This is a genomic window from Thalassobellus citreus, assembly GCF_044385915.1.
Taxonomy (GTDB): Bacteria; Bacteroidota; Bacteroidia; order Flavobacteriales; family Flavobacteriaceae; genus Thalassobellus; species Thalassobellus citreus.
In genome coordinates this window covers 359,694-378,387 of record NZ_JBISCC010000129.1, presented here as the reverse complement: position 1 = coordinate 378,387, position 18,694 = coordinate 359,694, and the positions used below count along the sequence as shown (strand labels likewise).

General features: G+C 31.4%; 11 protein-coding genes and 1 tRNA gene. 5 read left to right on the top strand and 7 right to left on the bottom strand.

What is annotated here, in order from left to right; translation table 11 throughout:
* The gene (locus ACH5TX_RS17445; RefSeq protein ID WP_439340777.1) at positions 1-1,974 is read left to right on the top strand and encodes an LptF/LptG family permease; all 1,974 of its coding nucleotides are present in this window, start codon (positions 1-3) and stop codon (positions 1,972-1,974) included.
* Between the two features lie 32 nt (positions 1,975-2,006).
* Positions 2,007-3,152, top strand: coding sequence for a 3,4-dihydroxy-2-butanone-4-phosphate synthase (ribB, locus tag ACH5TX_RS17440; RefSeq protein WP_439340776.1), 1,146 nt, complete (start codon positions 2,007-2,009; stop codon positions 3,150-3,152).
* A 161-nt stretch (positions 3,153-3,313) separates the two neighbouring features.
* Here the strand turns inward: ribB and ACH5TX_RS17435 are convergent, their stop codons facing one another.
* Both ACH5TX_RS17435 and ACH5TX_RS17430 read right to left on the bottom strand, forming a co-directional pair.
* Positions 3,314-4,507, bottom strand: coding sequence for a DegT/DnrJ/EryC1/StrS family aminotransferase (locus ACH5TX_RS17435; RefSeq protein WP_439340775.1), 1,194 nt, complete (start codon positions 4,505-4,507; stop codon positions 3,314-3,316).
* A 109-nt stretch (positions 4,508-4,616) separates the two neighbouring features.
* Positions 4,617-5,246 carry an NAD(P)H-dependent oxidoreductase gene (locus ACH5TX_RS17430; RefSeq protein ID WP_439340774.1) on the bottom strand — a complete coding sequence of 210 codons (630 nt, stop codon included), beginning with the start codon at positions 5,244-5,246 and terminating at the stop codon, positions 4,617-4,619.
* A 187-nt stretch (positions 5,247-5,433) separates the two neighbouring features.
* Between ACH5TX_RS17430 and ACH5TX_RS17425 the strand changes: the two genes are divergently transcribed.
* A tRNA-Ser gene (locus ACH5TX_RS17425) sits at positions 5,434-5,518 on the top strand.
* A gap of 137 nt (positions 5,519-5,655) precedes the next feature.
* Here ACH5TX_RS17425 and ACH5TX_RS17420 read toward each other — a convergent pair.
* Genes ACH5TX_RS17420 through ACH5TX_RS17400 form a run of 5 tightly spaced genes read right to left on the bottom strand, consistent with a single transcriptional unit; the run spans position 5,656 to position 13,817 of the window.
* Complete coding sequence (locus ACH5TX_RS17420; RefSeq protein WP_439340773.1) at positions 5,656-7,332, bottom strand: DUF4859 domain-containing protein; 1,677 nt, start codon at positions 7,330-7,332, stop codon at positions 5,656-5,658.
* Positions 7,333-7,360: 28 nt separating this feature from the next.
* Positions 7,361-8,350: a hypothetical protein gene (locus ACH5TX_RS17415; protein WP_439340772.1), complete on the bottom strand. Its 990-nt coding sequence runs from the start codon at positions 8,348-8,350 to the stop codon at positions 7,361-7,363.
* Between the two features lie 3 nt (positions 8,351-8,353).
* The gene (locus tag ACH5TX_RS17410) at positions 8,354-9,046 is read right to left on the bottom strand and encodes a fasciclin domain-containing protein (RefSeq protein WP_439340771.1); all 693 of its coding nucleotides are present in this window, start codon (positions 9,044-9,046) and stop codon (positions 8,354-8,356) included.
* Between the two features lie 42 nt (positions 9,047-9,088).
* The gene (locus ACH5TX_RS17405) at positions 9,089-10,615 is read right to left on the bottom strand and encodes a RagB/SusD family nutrient uptake outer membrane protein (RefSeq protein ID WP_439340770.1); all 1,527 of its coding nucleotides are present in this window, start codon (positions 10,613-10,615) and stop codon (positions 9,089-9,091) included.
* A gap of 16 nt (positions 10,616-10,631) precedes the next feature.
* On the bottom strand, positions 10,632-13,817 hold the full coding sequence (locus tag ACH5TX_RS17400) for a SusC/RagA family TonB-linked outer membrane protein (RefSeq protein WP_439340769.1): 3,186 nt from the start codon (positions 13,815-13,817) through the stop codon (positions 10,632-10,634).
* Positions 13,818-14,233: 416 nt separating this feature from the next.
* Between ACH5TX_RS17400 and ACH5TX_RS17395 the strand changes: the two genes are divergently transcribed.
* Positions 14,234-16,192 carry a glycoside hydrolase family 97 protein gene (locus tag ACH5TX_RS17395; RefSeq protein ID WP_439340768.1) on the top strand — a complete coding sequence of 653 codons (1,959 nt, stop codon included), beginning with the start codon at positions 14,234-14,236 and terminating at the stop codon, positions 16,190-16,192.
* A 33-nt stretch (positions 16,193-16,225) separates the two neighbouring features.
* Positions 16,226-18,628: a glycoside hydrolase family 127 protein gene (locus ACH5TX_RS17390; protein WP_439340767.1), complete on the top strand. Its 2,403-nt coding sequence runs from the start codon at positions 16,226-16,228 to the stop codon at positions 18,626-18,628.
* Positions 18,629-18,694 lie beyond the last annotated feature (66 nt).

Sequence of the window (18,694 nt, the reverse complement as noted above, 5' to 3'; positions counted from 1 at the left end):
TTGAAAATACTAGACCGCTACATACTAACAACATACCTTAAAACTTTTTTCAGTGTGTTTATTATACTCATACTGATTTTTATTTTACAATCTATTTGGCTTTATATCAAAGAATTTGCAGGAAAAGATATAGGTTTAGATATTATGTACAAATTCGTAATTTATGTCTTTCCTAAGTTAATTCCTTTAGTATTACCACTCACTATATTACTATCCTCCATTATGGTATTCGGTAGTTTTGCCGAAAACTACGAGTTTGCTGCCATGAAATCTACAGGTATTTCGTTACAACGTGCTATGTCAGGCTTAAGCATTTTTATTGTTGGTGTTGGAATTATTACGTTCTTCTTTGCAAACAATGCTATTCCATGGTCTGAAATGAAGTTTTATAACCTAAGAAGAAACATAGCTAAAACCAAACCTTCCATGGCCATTGTTGAAGGTCAATTTAATCAAATAGAAGGTACAGAATACAACATAAAAGTAGAAAATAAAACAGGTGATAACGACCAATTTTTAGAAGATGTTACCATACATATAAAAGGAGGAAACGGAAAAACCAATGCTAAAACAATTAAAGCTAAAAATGGCGAGTTTTTTTATGATGAAAGTTCTGGAAATTTACAACTCATTTTATTTGATGGTAATTATTATGAAGATTTACCTAGAAACGATATAAGTAGTAAAAACAAAAAACCATTTGCTAAAGGACCTTTTGAAAAAGATATTATAAACATAGATTTGTCTCAACTTGGCAATGTAGATTTTAATGAGGAATCACATACTGATAGATATAACATGCTAGATATTGTAGATCTAGACGAAACTTTAGACTCATTAGCTGAATTACATTATAAGGTTCAAAAGGGAATTGCCTCTAATTTATATACCCGTTCTAGTATTATTAGTTTTAACAAAGAATTAGCCCCTGATTCTAAAAAGGATTTGAATAATACAGGGCCTATTTTAAATGCTTTTGATACCAAAAACAAATATCAAATAGTTGATATAACATTAAAATCTGCTATAAGTGCAAAACAAATAATTGATCAAAAAATAAATTCATATAAAATATCTAAAATCACATTTAACAGACATATTATCTCTTTTCATGAGAAATTTGCTTTAGGATTTGCTTGCATTATACTTTTCTTTGTTGGTGCACCACTTGGAGCATTAATTAGAAAAGGAGGGATTGGCCTACCAATGGTTATTGCAATCTTATTATTTTTATCATATCATTTTATTGGTATTTTCGCTACCAATAGTGGTAAAAGTGGAGATTTTAATCCAGTTTTAGCTAGTTGGTTTTCCACTTTGATTATGCTTCCTCTAGGAATCTATTTAACTAAACGTGCTACCGAAGATAAAGGATTATTCGATACAGATAGTATTATTTTACCACTTAAAAAAATATTCAAGATTAAAGAGAAAGAAATTGTAGACTACAAGTTTCTTGGTAATTATAAAGATGAAGAATTACTTAATGTAATTTCTAACTATGAAGAATTAGGACATGATGAAAACTGTCGTTATGAAGCACTAGTCCTTTTAAATAAAAGAGGTAAAACAATTAATAACCTTCGTGAATCTGGCTTAAGTATTAATAAAGACTATGATATATCTGAAGAAAAATATACAGACTATAAAGACCATTCAAAATATTCTATTATACTATACTGTATAGGAGTTGTTTTATTAATTTTACATTTTGTTTTTAATAACAACAAATTACCATCACTAGCAACAGCATCTATACAGCTTAGTTTAGTGTCTTTAATTTTGTTTTTAATTTATTATTTAAAGTCTTTAATAAATATCTTTTCATTTTATAAACACGTAAATAAAAAAGAAAAATCTCCTAATGTCTTTTTACTTATAATAGGAATACCGCTTTATTTTATAGTAAACTTGTTTCTAAATGTTAAAATGAAAGAAGACTTAAAGCTTAATTGTTTAGATTCTTTAAAATAAGCAATATCTTTGCAAAAATTACATTTAAATCCATGATAGAAAATACAACTTCAGAATTAAAACTTAACACCATACATGATGCTATTGAAGACATTAGAAATGGTAAAGTTATTATAGTTGTTGATGATGCAAACCGTGAAAATGAAGGCGATTTTGTAGCTGCAGCCGATAAAGTAACACCAGAAATGATAAACTTTATGGCAACTGAAGGAAGAGGTCTTATTTGCGCGCCTCTTACCGAAAAACGCTGTAAAGAATTAGAGCTTGATATGATGGTTAGAAATAACACAGACCACATGGAAACAGCCTTTACCGTATCGGTAGATTTAAAAGGCAAAGGTGTAACAACAGGTATTTCTGCTAGCGATAGATCTTTAACTGTAAAAGCGCTTGTTGAAGATGATACTAAACCATTTGAACTAGCTAGACCAGGCCATATATTTCCTTTAGTAGCTAAAAACGGTGGCGTTTTAAGGCGTACAGGACATACTGAAGCAGCTATAGATTTTGCAAGACTAGCAGGTTTAAATCCAGCTGGTGTTATTGTAGAAATAATGAATGAAGATGGTACCATGGCGCGTTTACCTCAGCTTTGTAAAATTGCTAAAAAATTAGATATAAAAATTGTTTCTATTGAAGATTTGGTTGCCTATAGAATGCAGCACGATTCTTTAATAGAGAAAAAAGAAGATTTTCAAATAGAAACTCGTTTTGGTAGTTTTAGATTAAGAGCTTATAAACAAAACACTAACAATCAAGTCCATATAACTTTAACGAAAGGACAATGGAACAATGATGAAGAGGTTTTAACTAGAATAAACTCTACGCTAGTTAATAACGATATTTTAGGCACACTAACGAATAACGCTGATAAGCAATTAGATGACATGTTTAAGGTGATAAATGATGCTGGAAAAGGTGCTATTATTTTTATAAACCAAGAATCACAATCTATGAATATTTTAAATAGATTGTCATTTTTAAAAGAAAATCAAGACGCTAACAGCATTACAAAAGCTCCAAAAATTGATATGGACGATAGAGATTTTGGTATTGGCGCTCAAATATTGCACGATTTAAACATACATAAACTGCGTTTAATTTCTAACACCATACAAACCAAACGTGTTGGTTTAATTGGTTACGGATTAGAAATTGTTGATTATGTTAATTATTAAAACAACTTTAAAAGCTGTTTTAATAAAAAAGTCTGAGATTAAATTTAATCTCAGACTTTTTTATTTCCTTATTTTAAACTCTTTCAGTTTAGATTCCCGCCTTCGCGGGAATGACAATCTCAAAAGAAACCCCAAGCTACGCTTAAGGAATTATTTTTCAATTAAAGTACACTTTTTATAGCTTCAACCATTCTATTAGCTCTTTCTTTCACTTCTTGTTCTGTCCATGATAATTTTATTAAACAAGAGATGTTTCTTCCTATATAATGATCTGATTCTTGAAACTCTTTAGTTTTAAGGTATTCTAATCCTTCTTTTACCTCAGCAGAAATAGGGAATAAAGATTTTAAATCTTTTAAGTGATCCCATTTATTTAGGTAATGCCAATTGTTATTATAATAATTCCAACAAATATCTACGTCATTATCTTTAAATGCATCTATAACTTTTGAAGCAGTATCTAAATCTGGTAAAAAGAAATTTAAAAACGCATAACTCTCTTCACCCCCTTCTGGAACCGTTCTAAAAGTTACTTCTGGAATTTGTGATAAAGCTTCTCTTAGAATCGTATAATTTTTTTTCTGAAGTGCTATAAATTCTGGTAAACGTTTTACTTGTGCTAAACCAACTGCTGCATGCAATTCTGAAATTCTAAAATTATAACCTATAAACGGATGTGTCTCTGCTCCCCTATCATTACCAACATGATCGTGACCATGATCGCTATAATGATCGGCATTTGTATAATATTCTTTATTATTAGTTATTACAGCTCCACCTTCGCCACAAGTAATGGTTTTAACAAAATCGAATGAAAAACAACCTAAATCACCTATACTTCCTAAAGGTTTTCCTTTATATGTTCCACCTATAGCTTGACAAGCATCTTCAACCAATAAAATATTATGTTTATTAGCAATCACCTGTAATGCATCCATGTTTGCCATACTTCCACACATTTGCACCACCATAATAGCTTTTGTTTTTGGTGTAATAGCTTGCTCTACCGCTTCTGGATTTAATCCTAAAGTATCATCAATATCTACTAAAATTGGTATAGCACCAAGCATCATAATAGCTTCAAAACTAGCTACAAAAGTAAATGTTGGCATAATAACTTCGTCTCCAGCTCCTACGCCAGCTGCTGCTAAAGCTACAGACACTGCTGCTGTTCCGCTAGATACTAATTGTACATAGTTTGACTTTAAAGAAGTTTGTAATTGAGTTTCTAGCTCTTTAGCTTTCCAATGTCCATTTCTCATTCCATCAAAGCCGTAGCGCATTAAAACACCGTTATCTAATACATCGTTTACTTCTTTTCTTTCTGCATCTCCGAATAATTCAAATCCTGGCATATATTTATTTGTTCTTTTAGTTTATTTGTACTTATTATTACATTAAGGATTACTCATTTATTTTATTAAACATAAAATTGTGAATACTCCTTACCAAACAATTAATTTATTACATTTCTATAATGGTTTCTTCTAGAGGTTTTCTAACTTTTTTTAATTCTGAAAACATATCGTCTTTAGCTCTATACCCTACAGGTAACAATAATACCGACTTTAGTCCTTTTTTATCTAACTGAAGTAACTCGTCGTACTTAGATGGAATAAAACCTTCCATTGGACAAGCATCTATACCTTCTACAGCACAAACAGTCATTAAATTTCCTAAAGCTATGTAAGCTTGATTTTTAGACCATTGCTGCTGTTCTGATATCGTTTTTTTATCCATCATTTTAATAAGATCTTCTTTATACGGATCTAGAATAGAATCAGGAGTATCTCTTATGGCTTTTATGTTTGCATAATAACTATTCACATCTATTTCTTCAATTTTATTTTGAATACATATAACTAATAAATGCGAAGCTTCTTCAACTTGTTTTTGATTATAAGAACTCTCGACTAAAGATGCTCTAAACTCCTTATCTTCTATAACTATTAGTTTTATAGTTTGCAACCCAAATGAGGTCGCCGTTAAATTAAAAGCTTGCTTTAATATATCTAATTTTTCTACTGAAAGCTTTTTTAATGTATCAAAATTTTTAGTAGCATAGCGCCATTGCAACTGTTTTATAATACCCATGTAATAATTTTAGTTTTGGCAAAAATAAGGTTTGGAATTATCTTTTTATATAAAATAAACCATAAAATATCTACTACTAAATGAGTTATGATTTTTTTTTGAAAAAAACATATTTTTATTTGAATAGAAGGAAAAAGGATTCTATATTTGCACCCGCAATCAGGGAATAACCTGATGATACACTCAAGGAGAAATGGCAGAGTGGTCGAATGCGGCAGTCTTGAAAACTGTTGAGGGTCACACCTCCGGGGGTTCGAATCCCTCTTTCTCCGCTTAGAGATTACCAAATCTCACCAAAAGCCGATAAACATAATGTTTATCGGCTTTTTAATTTTATTCCAAAAAAAAACACCAAAAAGTATATTGTTAAATATACGATTTGGTGTTTTTGTAATAAAAACTACTTAAACTAAGTAATGGTTACAGTAATATTATAAGCTACAAACTTATCATTATCATAAACAATCATTAATGTATAATTAAAACTATCTCCTGAATTAGTTGCTCCAGGGTACTGACCTACATTAAATGTAGTATCATTATCATATTCTATATATATAGAACATCCCTCTGCTCCCCAATTACAAACACTACCAGTATTATCTAACCAATACCCATTATTAGCAGTATAAGCTGCTGCTGTAATTGTTGCATCACTATTTAAAGCATATATTGACATATTACCTTTTAATTCATCGGTAGACACCCCTATAGCAGCAGCTGCAGCATTAATATCAATAGCTAAAGGAACAGCTGCATAACTGTCATTCTGAGGCGCATCTATACTTAAGTCTGTAAATGCTGATGCTATATGCAAAGTAATATTATATCTTACCAATAAATCATTATATGCAAAAGCAACACCTACTTTATATTCCTCTCCAGCTTGAGCTCTATCTGGAAATTGCCCAACATTAAACACTCCGTCTCCTTTGTATTCTACATACATACTAGCATTATCTCCCCATGGACCAGCATTTCCATCATTATGGAACCAATATCCAGGAGCATTCGCTGTATAATCTTTTGTAAAAGATATTTCATCTGTATTAAGAGCATATAATGTAATATTATTTTCTAGCTCACTTACTGTAGTATTTAAAAGAGAGGCTGTTTCTTCTAAATCAATCTTAACCTCTGATGCAGAATAATCACCAGTAACCTTTTGCACAGTATTAAGATCAAATTCAGCTTCATAATTAGGCTTTGTACCTGTAATTGTTACAACATAATACAAAGTCTGTGTATTAAAAGAATACGAATCAGAACTTAAATCAACTGGTAGTACATATGTAGAACCAACTTCGAAACCTGCTGTTGTAACATCTAATTCAAGATCTACACTAAGCGTTTTAGTTTCTAAATTTTCTATAACTCCATTAAAAACATAGGATCCACTTGGAAATTCAGAATAATCTGTACCGTTTTCAGAATTATATGTTGCTACATTAGCTAAATTTACAGTTGCTGTTACTTTCGTTTTATCAAAACCATTAAACCCAAAAGTAGCTGGTATGGAAAGATTTGCAACTTTTGTTGTATCGTCAACACTAATATTAAGAGCCGCTTCACTATAAGTTATAACTGGTTCTTTAATTAAAACACTCAAAATAACATTACCACCAGTGCTATTGATATCAATATCTTCATTTGTTGATTCAGCCTTTAAAGAAATAACATAGTTAGCAGATTCTTCTACTCCTATCTCTTCAATTATTTTTTTCACATTCAACTTAACAGGAACTTCAGCTTGAGAAGCTTCTGTTAATTTTACATCTTTTGTTAAAGAATAATAAGATTCAGGTAATATCTTATAATCTGTTTCATATAAAATATTGAAATCATTTAAAGATGCTGCATCTTCAATAAGTGACAGATTTAAACTTTCAGAATCTTTATAATTCAATGTAATTGTATAATCGTATTCATTATACAAGGTATACAAATCAATTACCTGAAACCCATAAGGGGCAAAAGCTAAATCTGTATTTATTACTTCGGGTTCTTCTACTATATTAAGTGTATCGTTACACGAAACAATAAACAAACTCAATATGACATATAGTATACTTATATTTTTTTTCATAATTAAATGTTTTTAAGTTATTCCTTTATTATTTCCTAGTTAATTTATGCATTTGAGTGGTTATAATAAACGTTCCAGTAGCACTAAAATCAAAAGAGATTAAACCATGTAAGTCTTCATCAATTTCTTCAATATTACCTGCAGGAATTTTCCAATCATAACGCGCACTTATATCAACCCAATTTCTATCACCTAATTTGAATTCTGTAAAATACGGAAACATAACACCTTCATAATTTGGCATTTCTTGCTCAAAAGCGGTATCTGTTTTTACTACTGGATACCATGGATTCCAAGTATCAAAAAACGGAAAATCATCTGCTCTTCGTGTTACTTGACCTGTTAGAGGATTAAAGGCATCACCATTTTTATCTAAAAACTTATAAATACATTTTGAACCATTTTCTGCACCTGGAATATACTCAACATCAACAGTTATATTAGCATCATTTGTTTCAGAAAGTTTTAACTCCCCAGTACTAGGTGTTGCTATTCTTTTATAATTCATGTTATAAGTATCAAGAGGATCTCTTTTTTCTAATATAATTTTACAAGCATTTTCAATAACACTTGTTCCTTTTATATTACTTACTTCTACATCAATATCGTACTCACCTCCTGCTACATAGGATGTTGCCGCACTAAACTCTAAACGACCTCCAATGTAATTCACATTAAAAGGTGTTACTAAGCTATCTTTTAACTTTTCGTGAAGTAATGCTAAAGTTGAGTCTTTATAATTAATGGCATCTTTAAATACCACAATGTTTCCAGGCTTTGTAAATGCTTCTGTAACGTCTTCGCCTGCTTCGTTTTTAACTTTAAGCAATTCAACATTTAATAGTGTTGTTGATCCATTACCTACAATTGGTTTAGAATATGTTGTAATGCCTTTAGCTACATTGAAAGGATTTGTATTGTAAAAAATGTTGTCGCTTAAATATCCTGCTTCTGGTTTTTCGCAACCAAAAGCTAAAAGTAATAAGCCTATCGCTGATAATATTATACTTTTTTTCATAGTTTATATTTTTGTAGATGATTTAATTGAGAAATAATCGAACACATGTTGACTATTTAAAACATTTAATACCGTACCACTGCCATTTTGAGTTAAAATATCTGTAGTTTGGCATTGTTCTAATTCAAATTCTATATCATATTGTATTCCTCTTATTCTTCTAATTTCATTAGGTTTTATATAAAAAAGGAAATATGTAGGCACATCAGTATACTGCGTATAAACCGCATCTGTTGCAACCCTTTTTTGAATTGTAATTTCATTACCTGCTAAAGTTTCATATACTTTACCATCGGTAGTCGCATCAGTTAAAGTTATTCTTTCTTTAAAAGCATATTGAAGTATATAGTTTTCTGTGGCTTCCGGATCGTTTATTAAACTATTAATAGTATACGTACTATCAGGAAATCTTACTTGTAAATCAAATGTTTTTTGGCTTAAAAACGAATTTAAACCATAATCTGTAGGCGCAAAAAATGTACCTGATGCATTAACCTTATCTTTTAAATTTAACACATCAATTACTTTTACAATACTATCAAACATATGATACTTGTGTGTTTTAAGGTAATCGTAAGCCGTAAGCTCTGTTTCTGCTTTAGAAACACCAGCATCTGTAACATACTCTTCTGTACAAGCATTAAAAGCAAGAACAATGAGGATTAATATGATGCCATTTTTTATATTTTTTATCATTTTATTTTTTTTTAAATTAAACTAAACCTATTCTACTCTTATTTATAGAGTTAGTGCAGACCAATATTCTGTTTGTTTTAACAAAGGGTTTGTTTCTATAAGAGTTGGTTGAATAGGCCAATACGATTTCCCTTCTAAAAAGTCTGAAGGTTTAATTTTATCTGAATTATCAGAACCAAACTTATAAATTTGTTTTTCTCGTGCTAATCGCACTAAATCATAAAAACGATGCCCTTCTAAAAACAATTCTCTTCCTCGCTCTTGAATAATAGCCTCAAACAAATCATCATCTGATACTGTTGAGTCTTCTAAACCTGAAATATTACGCACTTCATTTAATGCCATTCTTGCTTCTGAAAATCTATTTTGCGCAGCCAAAGCTTCTGCTTTTAACAATGTAATACCTGCTAAACGAAAAACAATAATATTATTTGACGCAAGTGGAGATGTAGGACTTGTATATGAAATATTTGCAAACTTTAAAACATTAGGCCAAAAACCCTGATTATCTTCTATAGTCCAATTATCAAACCCGTTAATACGTCTTAAATCGTTTTCATCATCAAAGAAAGTTTCTCTAAACGTGTCTTCATCTAATGTCCAAATAGTTTGAGTATTATCTTTTCTTGTAAATAAATATTTTCCTCTAAGTAAGTGGTGTGCCACACTATATCCTGCCGATTCTGTACTAGAATTTTGAGCAATTTCAAATATAGATTCAGAAGACTGTCCGCTATATATATTTGAATAACTATTACGATCTACATAAGTATAGCCCCCATCTTCTATAACTTTATTTGCAGCAATTTCGGCAGACGAATAGTTTCCAGCCCAAGCATACGCATGTGCTAATAAAGCCCATGCAGCACCAGCATTAGCTCTCACTGCTTTATCATCGACATTACTATAATCCCATCCAAGATATTTTAATGCTGTTTTACAATCGTCAATAACCTTTAATAGTACTTGATCTTTATCATTACGAGCATAATCTTTTAAATCTGCTTCATCTGGGTTAGAATCGCTTACAATTGGCACATCTCCCCAAACACGAGTCATATAAAAATATGAAAAGGCTCTAATAAAATAAGCTTCTCCCATATATTGGTTATAATTTTTATCGTATTCTTCAAAAGTATCTTCAGGAATTTCTGGAATATGTTTAATACATAAATTGGCTTGTTTAATAGTTGCGTAAAATGCACTAAAATCTCTTGCTCTATACATAGGCCTATCACTTTGGGTTGCACTTGCTGCAAGTCCCCAGGTTACTTCTTGCAAAGCTTGATAATCCCAGTTAAGTTTATAAATACTAGTTTTCGAAAATTCATCAGTAGGCAAATCGCCATGCACGAAATACGATAAACCATTATTTAAAGCTTTTCTTAATTCTGAATATGAAGCAGCTATTGCTGAATTTGCCGCCTCTCCATTAACCCAAAAGGTTTGATCTGAAGACTCTGTAACAGGTGCTTCTTCTAAAAAATCTGAACACGAGGTAAATTGTATTGCAAGCAAACTAAAAACAAGCATGCGTAGCATATATTTTATATTATAAGTATTTTTCATTTTGTATATTTTTTTTTTAAAAACTAGCTATAAGTCCTAATGTTAATTTAAGCGCTAACGGATAATTATTACCTGTTGTATGCCCATCTGCGTCAACCGCTTCAGGATCTGGCAATGTAGAATTGGTTAGTAATAAAACATTATCTGCCATACCATAAAAACGTAATGAACTACATTGTAATTTATTAGCAAATTCTTTTGGAACTACATAACCAAGCGAAATGTTTTTTATACGTAAAAAGCTAGCATCTTCAATAAACTTAGAGTTTGCAATATGAAAACGATCTATATCAGGATCTCTAATAAGTGCACCATATTCTGCATTAGGATTATCTACTGTATAATAATCTATATCGGTTAAAAGAGCAGGTCCAGCAGTAGATGTCCAACTTCTTGCAGGGTTACTAGTTTTAGTTCCATTAAGAGCATCAGAAACATAACCATTCCAAATTTTTCGTCCCGTTATAAAATTACAAAATACAGATAAAGACCAATTTTTATATACAAACTCATTAGTGAAACCACCTGAAACTTTAATATTTGCATTTCCGCCATTAACTTTATCGTTAGCGTCAATGTTATAATCGCCATTTTTATCTAAATATTTAGGATCTCCTACTTTTAAAGGCGAACCTTCATAAGTCATTTTCTTTCCTGTTAATGGATCAGTAGGTATTTCTTCTAAAGTACGAAAAACACCATCACTTTCCCAAACGCGATATTCATAAATTGGTTTACCCTTTGTTAAAGTATACTGTAACCAAGGAGCACCTATTGTAATATCTTTGCCTCCATTAGGCAACTTTGTTATATAATTATCATTAATACCTATATTAAAATGTGTATTCCACTGAAAAGTTGAACTATTAGAGAAGTTTCTAGTATTTAAAGTTACCTCAAAACCTGTATTTCGTATATCAATAACATTACCACTATAATTCTTATAACCAGATGTTGTAGGCGCAATTAAATTATCATAAAACAAATCTTGACCATCACGTGCATACCAGTCTGCATTAATCTCTATACGGTTATTAAAAAGACTCATATCAAACCCTATATTTACTTGTGGATATTTTTCCCATGTTATATTTTTATCCCCAGCAGCACCTAAATAATTTTGTCCAACGGCAATCGTACCATTATATGATCTTGCGTAACCTTCATTACCAACTCCAAAAGAAGACCCATAATAACGCGCATCATTTTTATAAATATTATATTGCGCATAATAACCCCCTCTATCGTTACCTGTAACACCATAACTTCCTCTTAATTTAAATAAATTTATTGTATTAGTTAAATTAGAGAAAAATGCTTCGTCTGCAATATTCCATCCCAAAGAAAACGAATAAAAGTCTGTCCAACGTTTATATTGATTATAACGAGTAGAAGCATCACGTCTATAAGACGTTGAAAACAAATACTTTTGTTTATAATCATAACTAGCACGTCCAAAAACACCTAATCTTTTTCTGTTATCTATCTTCGTTTCTGCAAATAGGTCGTTTCCTTGAGGAATACCAAAAATAGTACCTCCAAGGCCTCCTATACCTCTTATATATGCACTTTTATTAGATTGCCCAGAAGCTTGTTGACCACCTATTACAGATAAGTTATGATCGCCAAAGGCTTTATTATAAGTTAAATAATTTTCTATTTCCCATCTATTGGTTTCAAATTGCCAGCTTTCAGCTATATTTCTACCATTCCAACTTGTTGCTGCACTTTGTAAATAATCACGTCTATTAGACCTATAGGTATATGAAAATGAACTTGTAAACATCAAGTCATCTGTAAATTTAAAATTTAGTCGGGTATTCGATAAAAGGTCTGTTATCTTATCTTCATCTAAAGTCCCTTCTCCTCGATAAAGGGATTTTTGTTTATCTGTAATCTTCCAAAAAGACGATGGAAAACTCCATGTAGAAAAAGGAAACACATTTCCACTACCTAAACCATGTTCAAAACTTGTAAATGAAGGTGCAAAAGTTGTTGTTAAATTCACCTTTTTATTTGGATTTAATGATAGAAAAACCTTAGGAGAAATTCTTGTCATTCCATATCCTTTAATAACACCATCTTCTTTATAATACCCTAAAGACACACGGTATTGGTTGTTATTTTCGCCAAAACTTCCACTTAAACTAGCATCAGCGTTTTGAATTAAACTATTTTGTACAAGCATTTCTTGCCAATCGGTATTATTATTAAAAGCTACATTTAAACTATCTGTTAAAAAAGGCGAGATCGTAGGGGTTGCATATGAACCCTCTAAGCTTTTGTAATAACCGTCTATTAAATCTAATTTTAATTCACGTTCTAACCTACCCGTAGTAACAGTTCTTAAAGTAGGCTTTCGTACCGACCCCATATAAGTATTGAATCGAAACGCAGGTTTTTTAGAGGTACCTGCTGTTTTGGTTTTTATTAAAATAACACCATTAGCTCCTCTTGAACCATAAATTGCGGCAGCTGATGCATCTTTTAAAACATCAATAGACTCAATTTCATTAGGATTTATAGCTGCTAAAGGATTTGTTCCATAAGCTCCCGGAAGGTCGTTTACATCGTAAATCATACCATCAATAACATATAAAGGATGACTAACGCCTCCTAATACAACACTATTAGACCCTCTTATGTTTGTAATGGTACTAGCACCAGGCTCACCAGAAATACTCAAAGATGAAAGTCCTGCTATTTTACCTGCCAAAATTTGATCTACAGAAGCATACGGTCTGTTCTCGATCTCTTTTGACTTAATAGTTGTCATTGCAGATGTTACTGTTTTCTTTTGTACACTCTGATAACCAATTAAAACAACTTCATCCAACTCACCTATATCCTCTTCCATAGTTACCTGTAAATTTGTTTTACCAGCAACTTGCACTTCTTTATCCTTCATGCCTACAAAAGAAAAAAGCAAAGTATCTTTTCCTTCCTTAACACTAATTGAGAAGTTTCCATCATCATCTGTCATGGCTCCAATTCCTGTACCCTTAAGAATAATATTCACCCCTAACAGACCAATGCCATTGGCATCTACTACTCTACCTGTAACAATTTTATTTTGTTGAAAAGCAACAGCTTCGTAAGTATTTGCTCGTATTATTTCTACCTTAAAAAATAGAATAAAACAACAGCTAAGCAAAATAAGCTTTGAAAGCCCATACATTTTACATTTTCTCTTTTTTTTCATAAGTTATTAAATATTTAAGTTGTTAGTTATTTTAGTTTATATATAAGACTTTAATAGCGAAAAAAACACTACACTACAATATTACGCTTAAACCCATAAAACAACCTGCCTTATATTAGCCGTTATTAATATTATATTAACATAATATATTTGTTTTTGTAAAAAAAACTACAATAAATACATAAAAAACGAGCTAAAACTAAGAATATGACTACCAACCTAGAGAATACAATAGTGTATTTTTTTTTGCAGAGTTATTACAAAAAACAAAAGATTTAAACCTGATAATATAATACCATATTCTGATAATTATTTTAAATAGAATAAAACAATAACACGCTATTTTTACATTTATTAATTTAACTTATTCTTAATTTAACAAAGCTGTTATTCAAATAAAAATAAATTTAACACTCATGATAAAAACCTCCTATGCAAACAAACTGTTCGCTTTATTCTTTTTCTACTCCATTCATTTTTTTGGGCAACAAACAATACAATCTTCTGATGGTAATATTTTAGTTTCTGTAGAGAGTAAAAATTCTTTACATCTTAATATTAGTTATTCAGGCATGCCACTTATTAATGATATTACTTCAAATCTATTATTAGAAGAAAAAGGATCGTTAGTAGCTGCGTCTAGATTTAAAAAGGCGAAAATTTCTTCTGAAAATAAAACCATTAAAGCCATTATACCAACAAAAAACAAAATTATTAATGATGCTTATAATCAATTAACCTTAAGCTATAATCATTTCGATTTTGAAATTAGAGTATATAACAATGGAGTAACTTACAGATATGTTACAAAATTAGGAAAGAAAAACATTAAGGTTACTAATGAGGAAATGCAATTTAATTTGCAACCAGATTTTTCTTGCTATTTACCAGAAGAAAAAAGCTTAATTTCTCATTTTGAAAACTATTTTGAGGTATTAAACTCTTCTAATATACCTAATACCACTATTGCTAATTTACCGTTGTTATTTACAAAACCGAATACTCCTAGCATTAGTTTTACAGAATCGAATATTTACGATTACCCTCATATGTTTTTACAAAAAGACGATGCTGGATTTAAAAGTATATTCCCGAAAGTAGTATTATCAACTAAAAAAGGAAAACGCGATCGTGCAGAAATAATAGGAGAAGAAGCAAATTATATTGCTAATACATCTGGTAATAGAGCGTTTCCTTGGCGTGTTTTTATGATTTCACCAAAAGATAGCGATATAATATCTAACAATTTAGTATACCAATTAGCAAACCCTTTAAAACTAAACAATGTTTCTTGGATTAAACCAGGAAAAGTAGCTTGGGATTGGTGGAATGCTAATAATATAGATGGTGTTAATTTTAAATCAGGAATAAATACTGAAACCTACAAATATTATATTGATTTCGCCTCTAAATATGGCTTAGAATATATAATTCTTGATGAAGGCTGGTCTAAAACCACGCTTAATGTAAAGGAATCTAACCCTGAGATTAATATTCCAGAATTAGTTAAATACGGAAAAGAAAAAGGTGTTGATATTATACTTTGGAGCTTATGGCGTCCGTTAGACGAAGAGATGGAAACTATTTTAAGTATTTTCGAAAATTGGGGCGTTAAAGGCGTAAAAATTGATTTTATACAAAGAGCTGATCAATACGTAGTTAATTTTTATGAACGTGTTGCTAAAAAAGCAGCAGAACATCATTTATTAGTAGATTTTCACGGTGCTTTTAAACCATCTGGATTAAGAAGAGCTTATCCTAACGTAATTAATTACGAAGGTGTTAAAGGTTTAGAAAACTGCAAATGGGAAGATAAAATAACATCAGAACACGAACTAACCATTCCTTTTACAAGAATGACAGCTGGTGTAATAGATTTTACTCCTGGCGGTCTTGATAATGTACATAAAGAAAACTTTACAGCGCGTTTTGACAGACCTATGGTTATGGGTACGAGAGCGCATCAAGTTGCTATGTATGTTATTTACGAAGCACCACTTCAAATGTTGAGTGATACACCTAGTAATTATTACAGAGAACATGAAACTACGGCATTCATTTCAAAAATCCCAACGGTTTGGGATGAGTCTTTGGTGTTAGAGGCTAAAGTTGCAGATTATGTAATCATGGCAAGAAAACATGGAGATTCATGGTACATTGGAGCAATGAATGATGAAGCACCTAGAGATTTCACCATTGATTTTTCATTTTTAGATACTGGTGACTACCATATAAAATGGATGAGAGATGGTATAAACTCAGATAAAATAGCCAGTGATTACAGTATTGAAGAAAAAAACATTAACAACACTTCTAAAATGAATATTCGCTTAAATAAATCGGGTGGATGGGCAGCTATAATAACAAAAAAATAAAGAAAAAACAAATTACTAAAATTAAAAGTTGATATGATACGTAAATCAATAATTTGCTTTTTTGCTCTAAGCTTTTTCATAAGTCAAGCACAAAAGAAAACAAAAACAGGATACCCTATTTCTCCTGTACCCTTTACTTCTGTAAACGTTACAGATACTTTTTGGGGACAACGCCTTAAAGCCAGTAGAGTTACTACTATTCCACTTGCTTTTGGCAAATGCGAAACCACAGGACGTTATGAAAATTTCTTAAAAGCAGCAAATCCTGATGAAACATACAAGGTAGAAGGTTTTACATTTGACGATACCGATGTATACAAAACCATTGAAGGCGCTAGCTACTCTATGCAAACTTTTCCTGATGAAAAATTGGATAAATATATTGACAGCCTTATTACAATTGTAGGCAAAGCTCAAGAACCAGATGGGTATTTATACACCTTTAGAACCATGAATCCTGAACACACACACGATTGGGCAGGCACAAAACGTTGGGAAAAAGAAGAAGATTTAAGTCATGAACTATATAACCTTGGACACATGGTTGAAGGCGCTGTAGCACACTATCAAGCAACAGGGAAACGAAGTTTTCTTGACATTGCTATTAAATTTGCCGATTGTGCCGTACGTGAAGTTGGAGATCAACCTGGACAAACCATGGTAGTTCCTGGACATCAAATTACAGAAATGGCTCTTGCTAAACTTTCTGTGGTTACAGGAAATAAAAAATATCTTGATTTTGCAAAACTAATACTAGATAAACGTGGTCACACGCATATTAAATCAGAATACAGTCAATCTCATAAACCTGTTTTAGAACAAGATGAAGCTGTTGGACATGCGGTTCGCGCATCATACATGTATTCTGGTATGGCTGATGTTGCTGCTCTTACTGGCGATGAAAATTACATACATGCCATTGACAAAATTTGGGATAATATTGTTTCAAAAAAGCTATACATCACAGGAGGTATTGGTGCTACAGGACACGGAGAAGCTTTTGGCAAAAATTATGAGTTACCTAACATGTCTGCATATTGTGAAACTTGTGCTGCTATTGGTAATGTATACTTAAATCATCGCTTATTCTTACTACATGGAGATTCTAAATATTACGATGTTTTAGAACGTACTTTGTATAACGGTCTTATATCAGGAGTATCCTTAGACGGTGGTAGCTTCTTCTACCCTAACCCATTAGAATCTATTGGTCAACACCAACGTCAAGCATGGTTTGGATGCGCATGTTGCCCGTCAAATATTAGTCGTTTCATTCCTTCTATTCCAGGATATGTTTACGCTGTTAATAATGATGATGTATACGTAAATCTTTTCATGTCTAACAATTCAGATCTTACTGTTAAAGGCAAACAAGTTTCTATAAAACAAACCACAAATTATCCGTGGACTGGAGATATCAACCTAGAAGTTTCACCAAAAAGAAAACAATCATTTGCCATTAAAATTCGTATTCCTGGTTGGCTTCAAAATGATGTTGTTCCTTCAAACCTTTATTCTTATAATGATAAAAAAGAATTAAAGTTTACTATAACAGTAAATGGAAAAGAAACACCTAGTAACATTGAAAAAGGCTATGCAAGCATTAACAGAACTTGGAAAAAAGGTGACAAAATTGAAGTTCATTTTGACATGAAAACTAGAACTGTAAAAGCAAATCCTGCTGTTAAAGTAGATCAGGGCAAGGTTTCTATTGAACGAGGTCCTATTGTGTATTGTGCAGAATGGCCTGATAATGATTTTGATATTTTTGGTATCATTCTAAACAAAAAACCTGAGTTTAAAGTAGAAAAGAAAAACGATTTACTTTACGGCATTAATATGATTCAAACAGAAGCACAATCATTAAGTTATAACGATCAAGGGAAACTTGTTACAAAAGATGTAAATTTAAACATGATACCTTATTATGCATGGGCACATCGTGGAAGTGGAGACATGGCCGTTTGGTTACCTATAGAACTAAATGCTACAAAACCAACAATGGCTCCAACAGTAGCATCAGAAAGCCAAATAAAAGCTTCTCATAATGCTAAAGCCATTGTTGCTATTAATGATGGGCTTATACCTAAAGACGAAAACGACAAATCTTTACCATACTACCATTGGTGGCCAAAAGAAGGCACTACAGAATGGATTTCGTATAATTTTACTGAAGAAAAAACCATAAGTAGATCAACAATATACTGGTATGATGATAAGCCCTGGGGAGGCTGTCAGGTTCCTGATAAATGGAGTTTATATTATAAAAACAGTGCAGATGAATGGATTCCTGTAGAAAACACATCTGACTATACTATTGAAAAAGGTTTTGGAAACGAAGTTACTTTTAAACCTGTAAAAACAAAAGCATTAAAACTTGAAGTAAAACTTGCCGAAAAGAATGCTGCAGGTATTTTTGAATGGGAAGTAGAATAATACACAACAAACAATAAAGTATAAAAAAGCCTAACTTATTAATTTTAAGTTAGGCTTTTTTATACG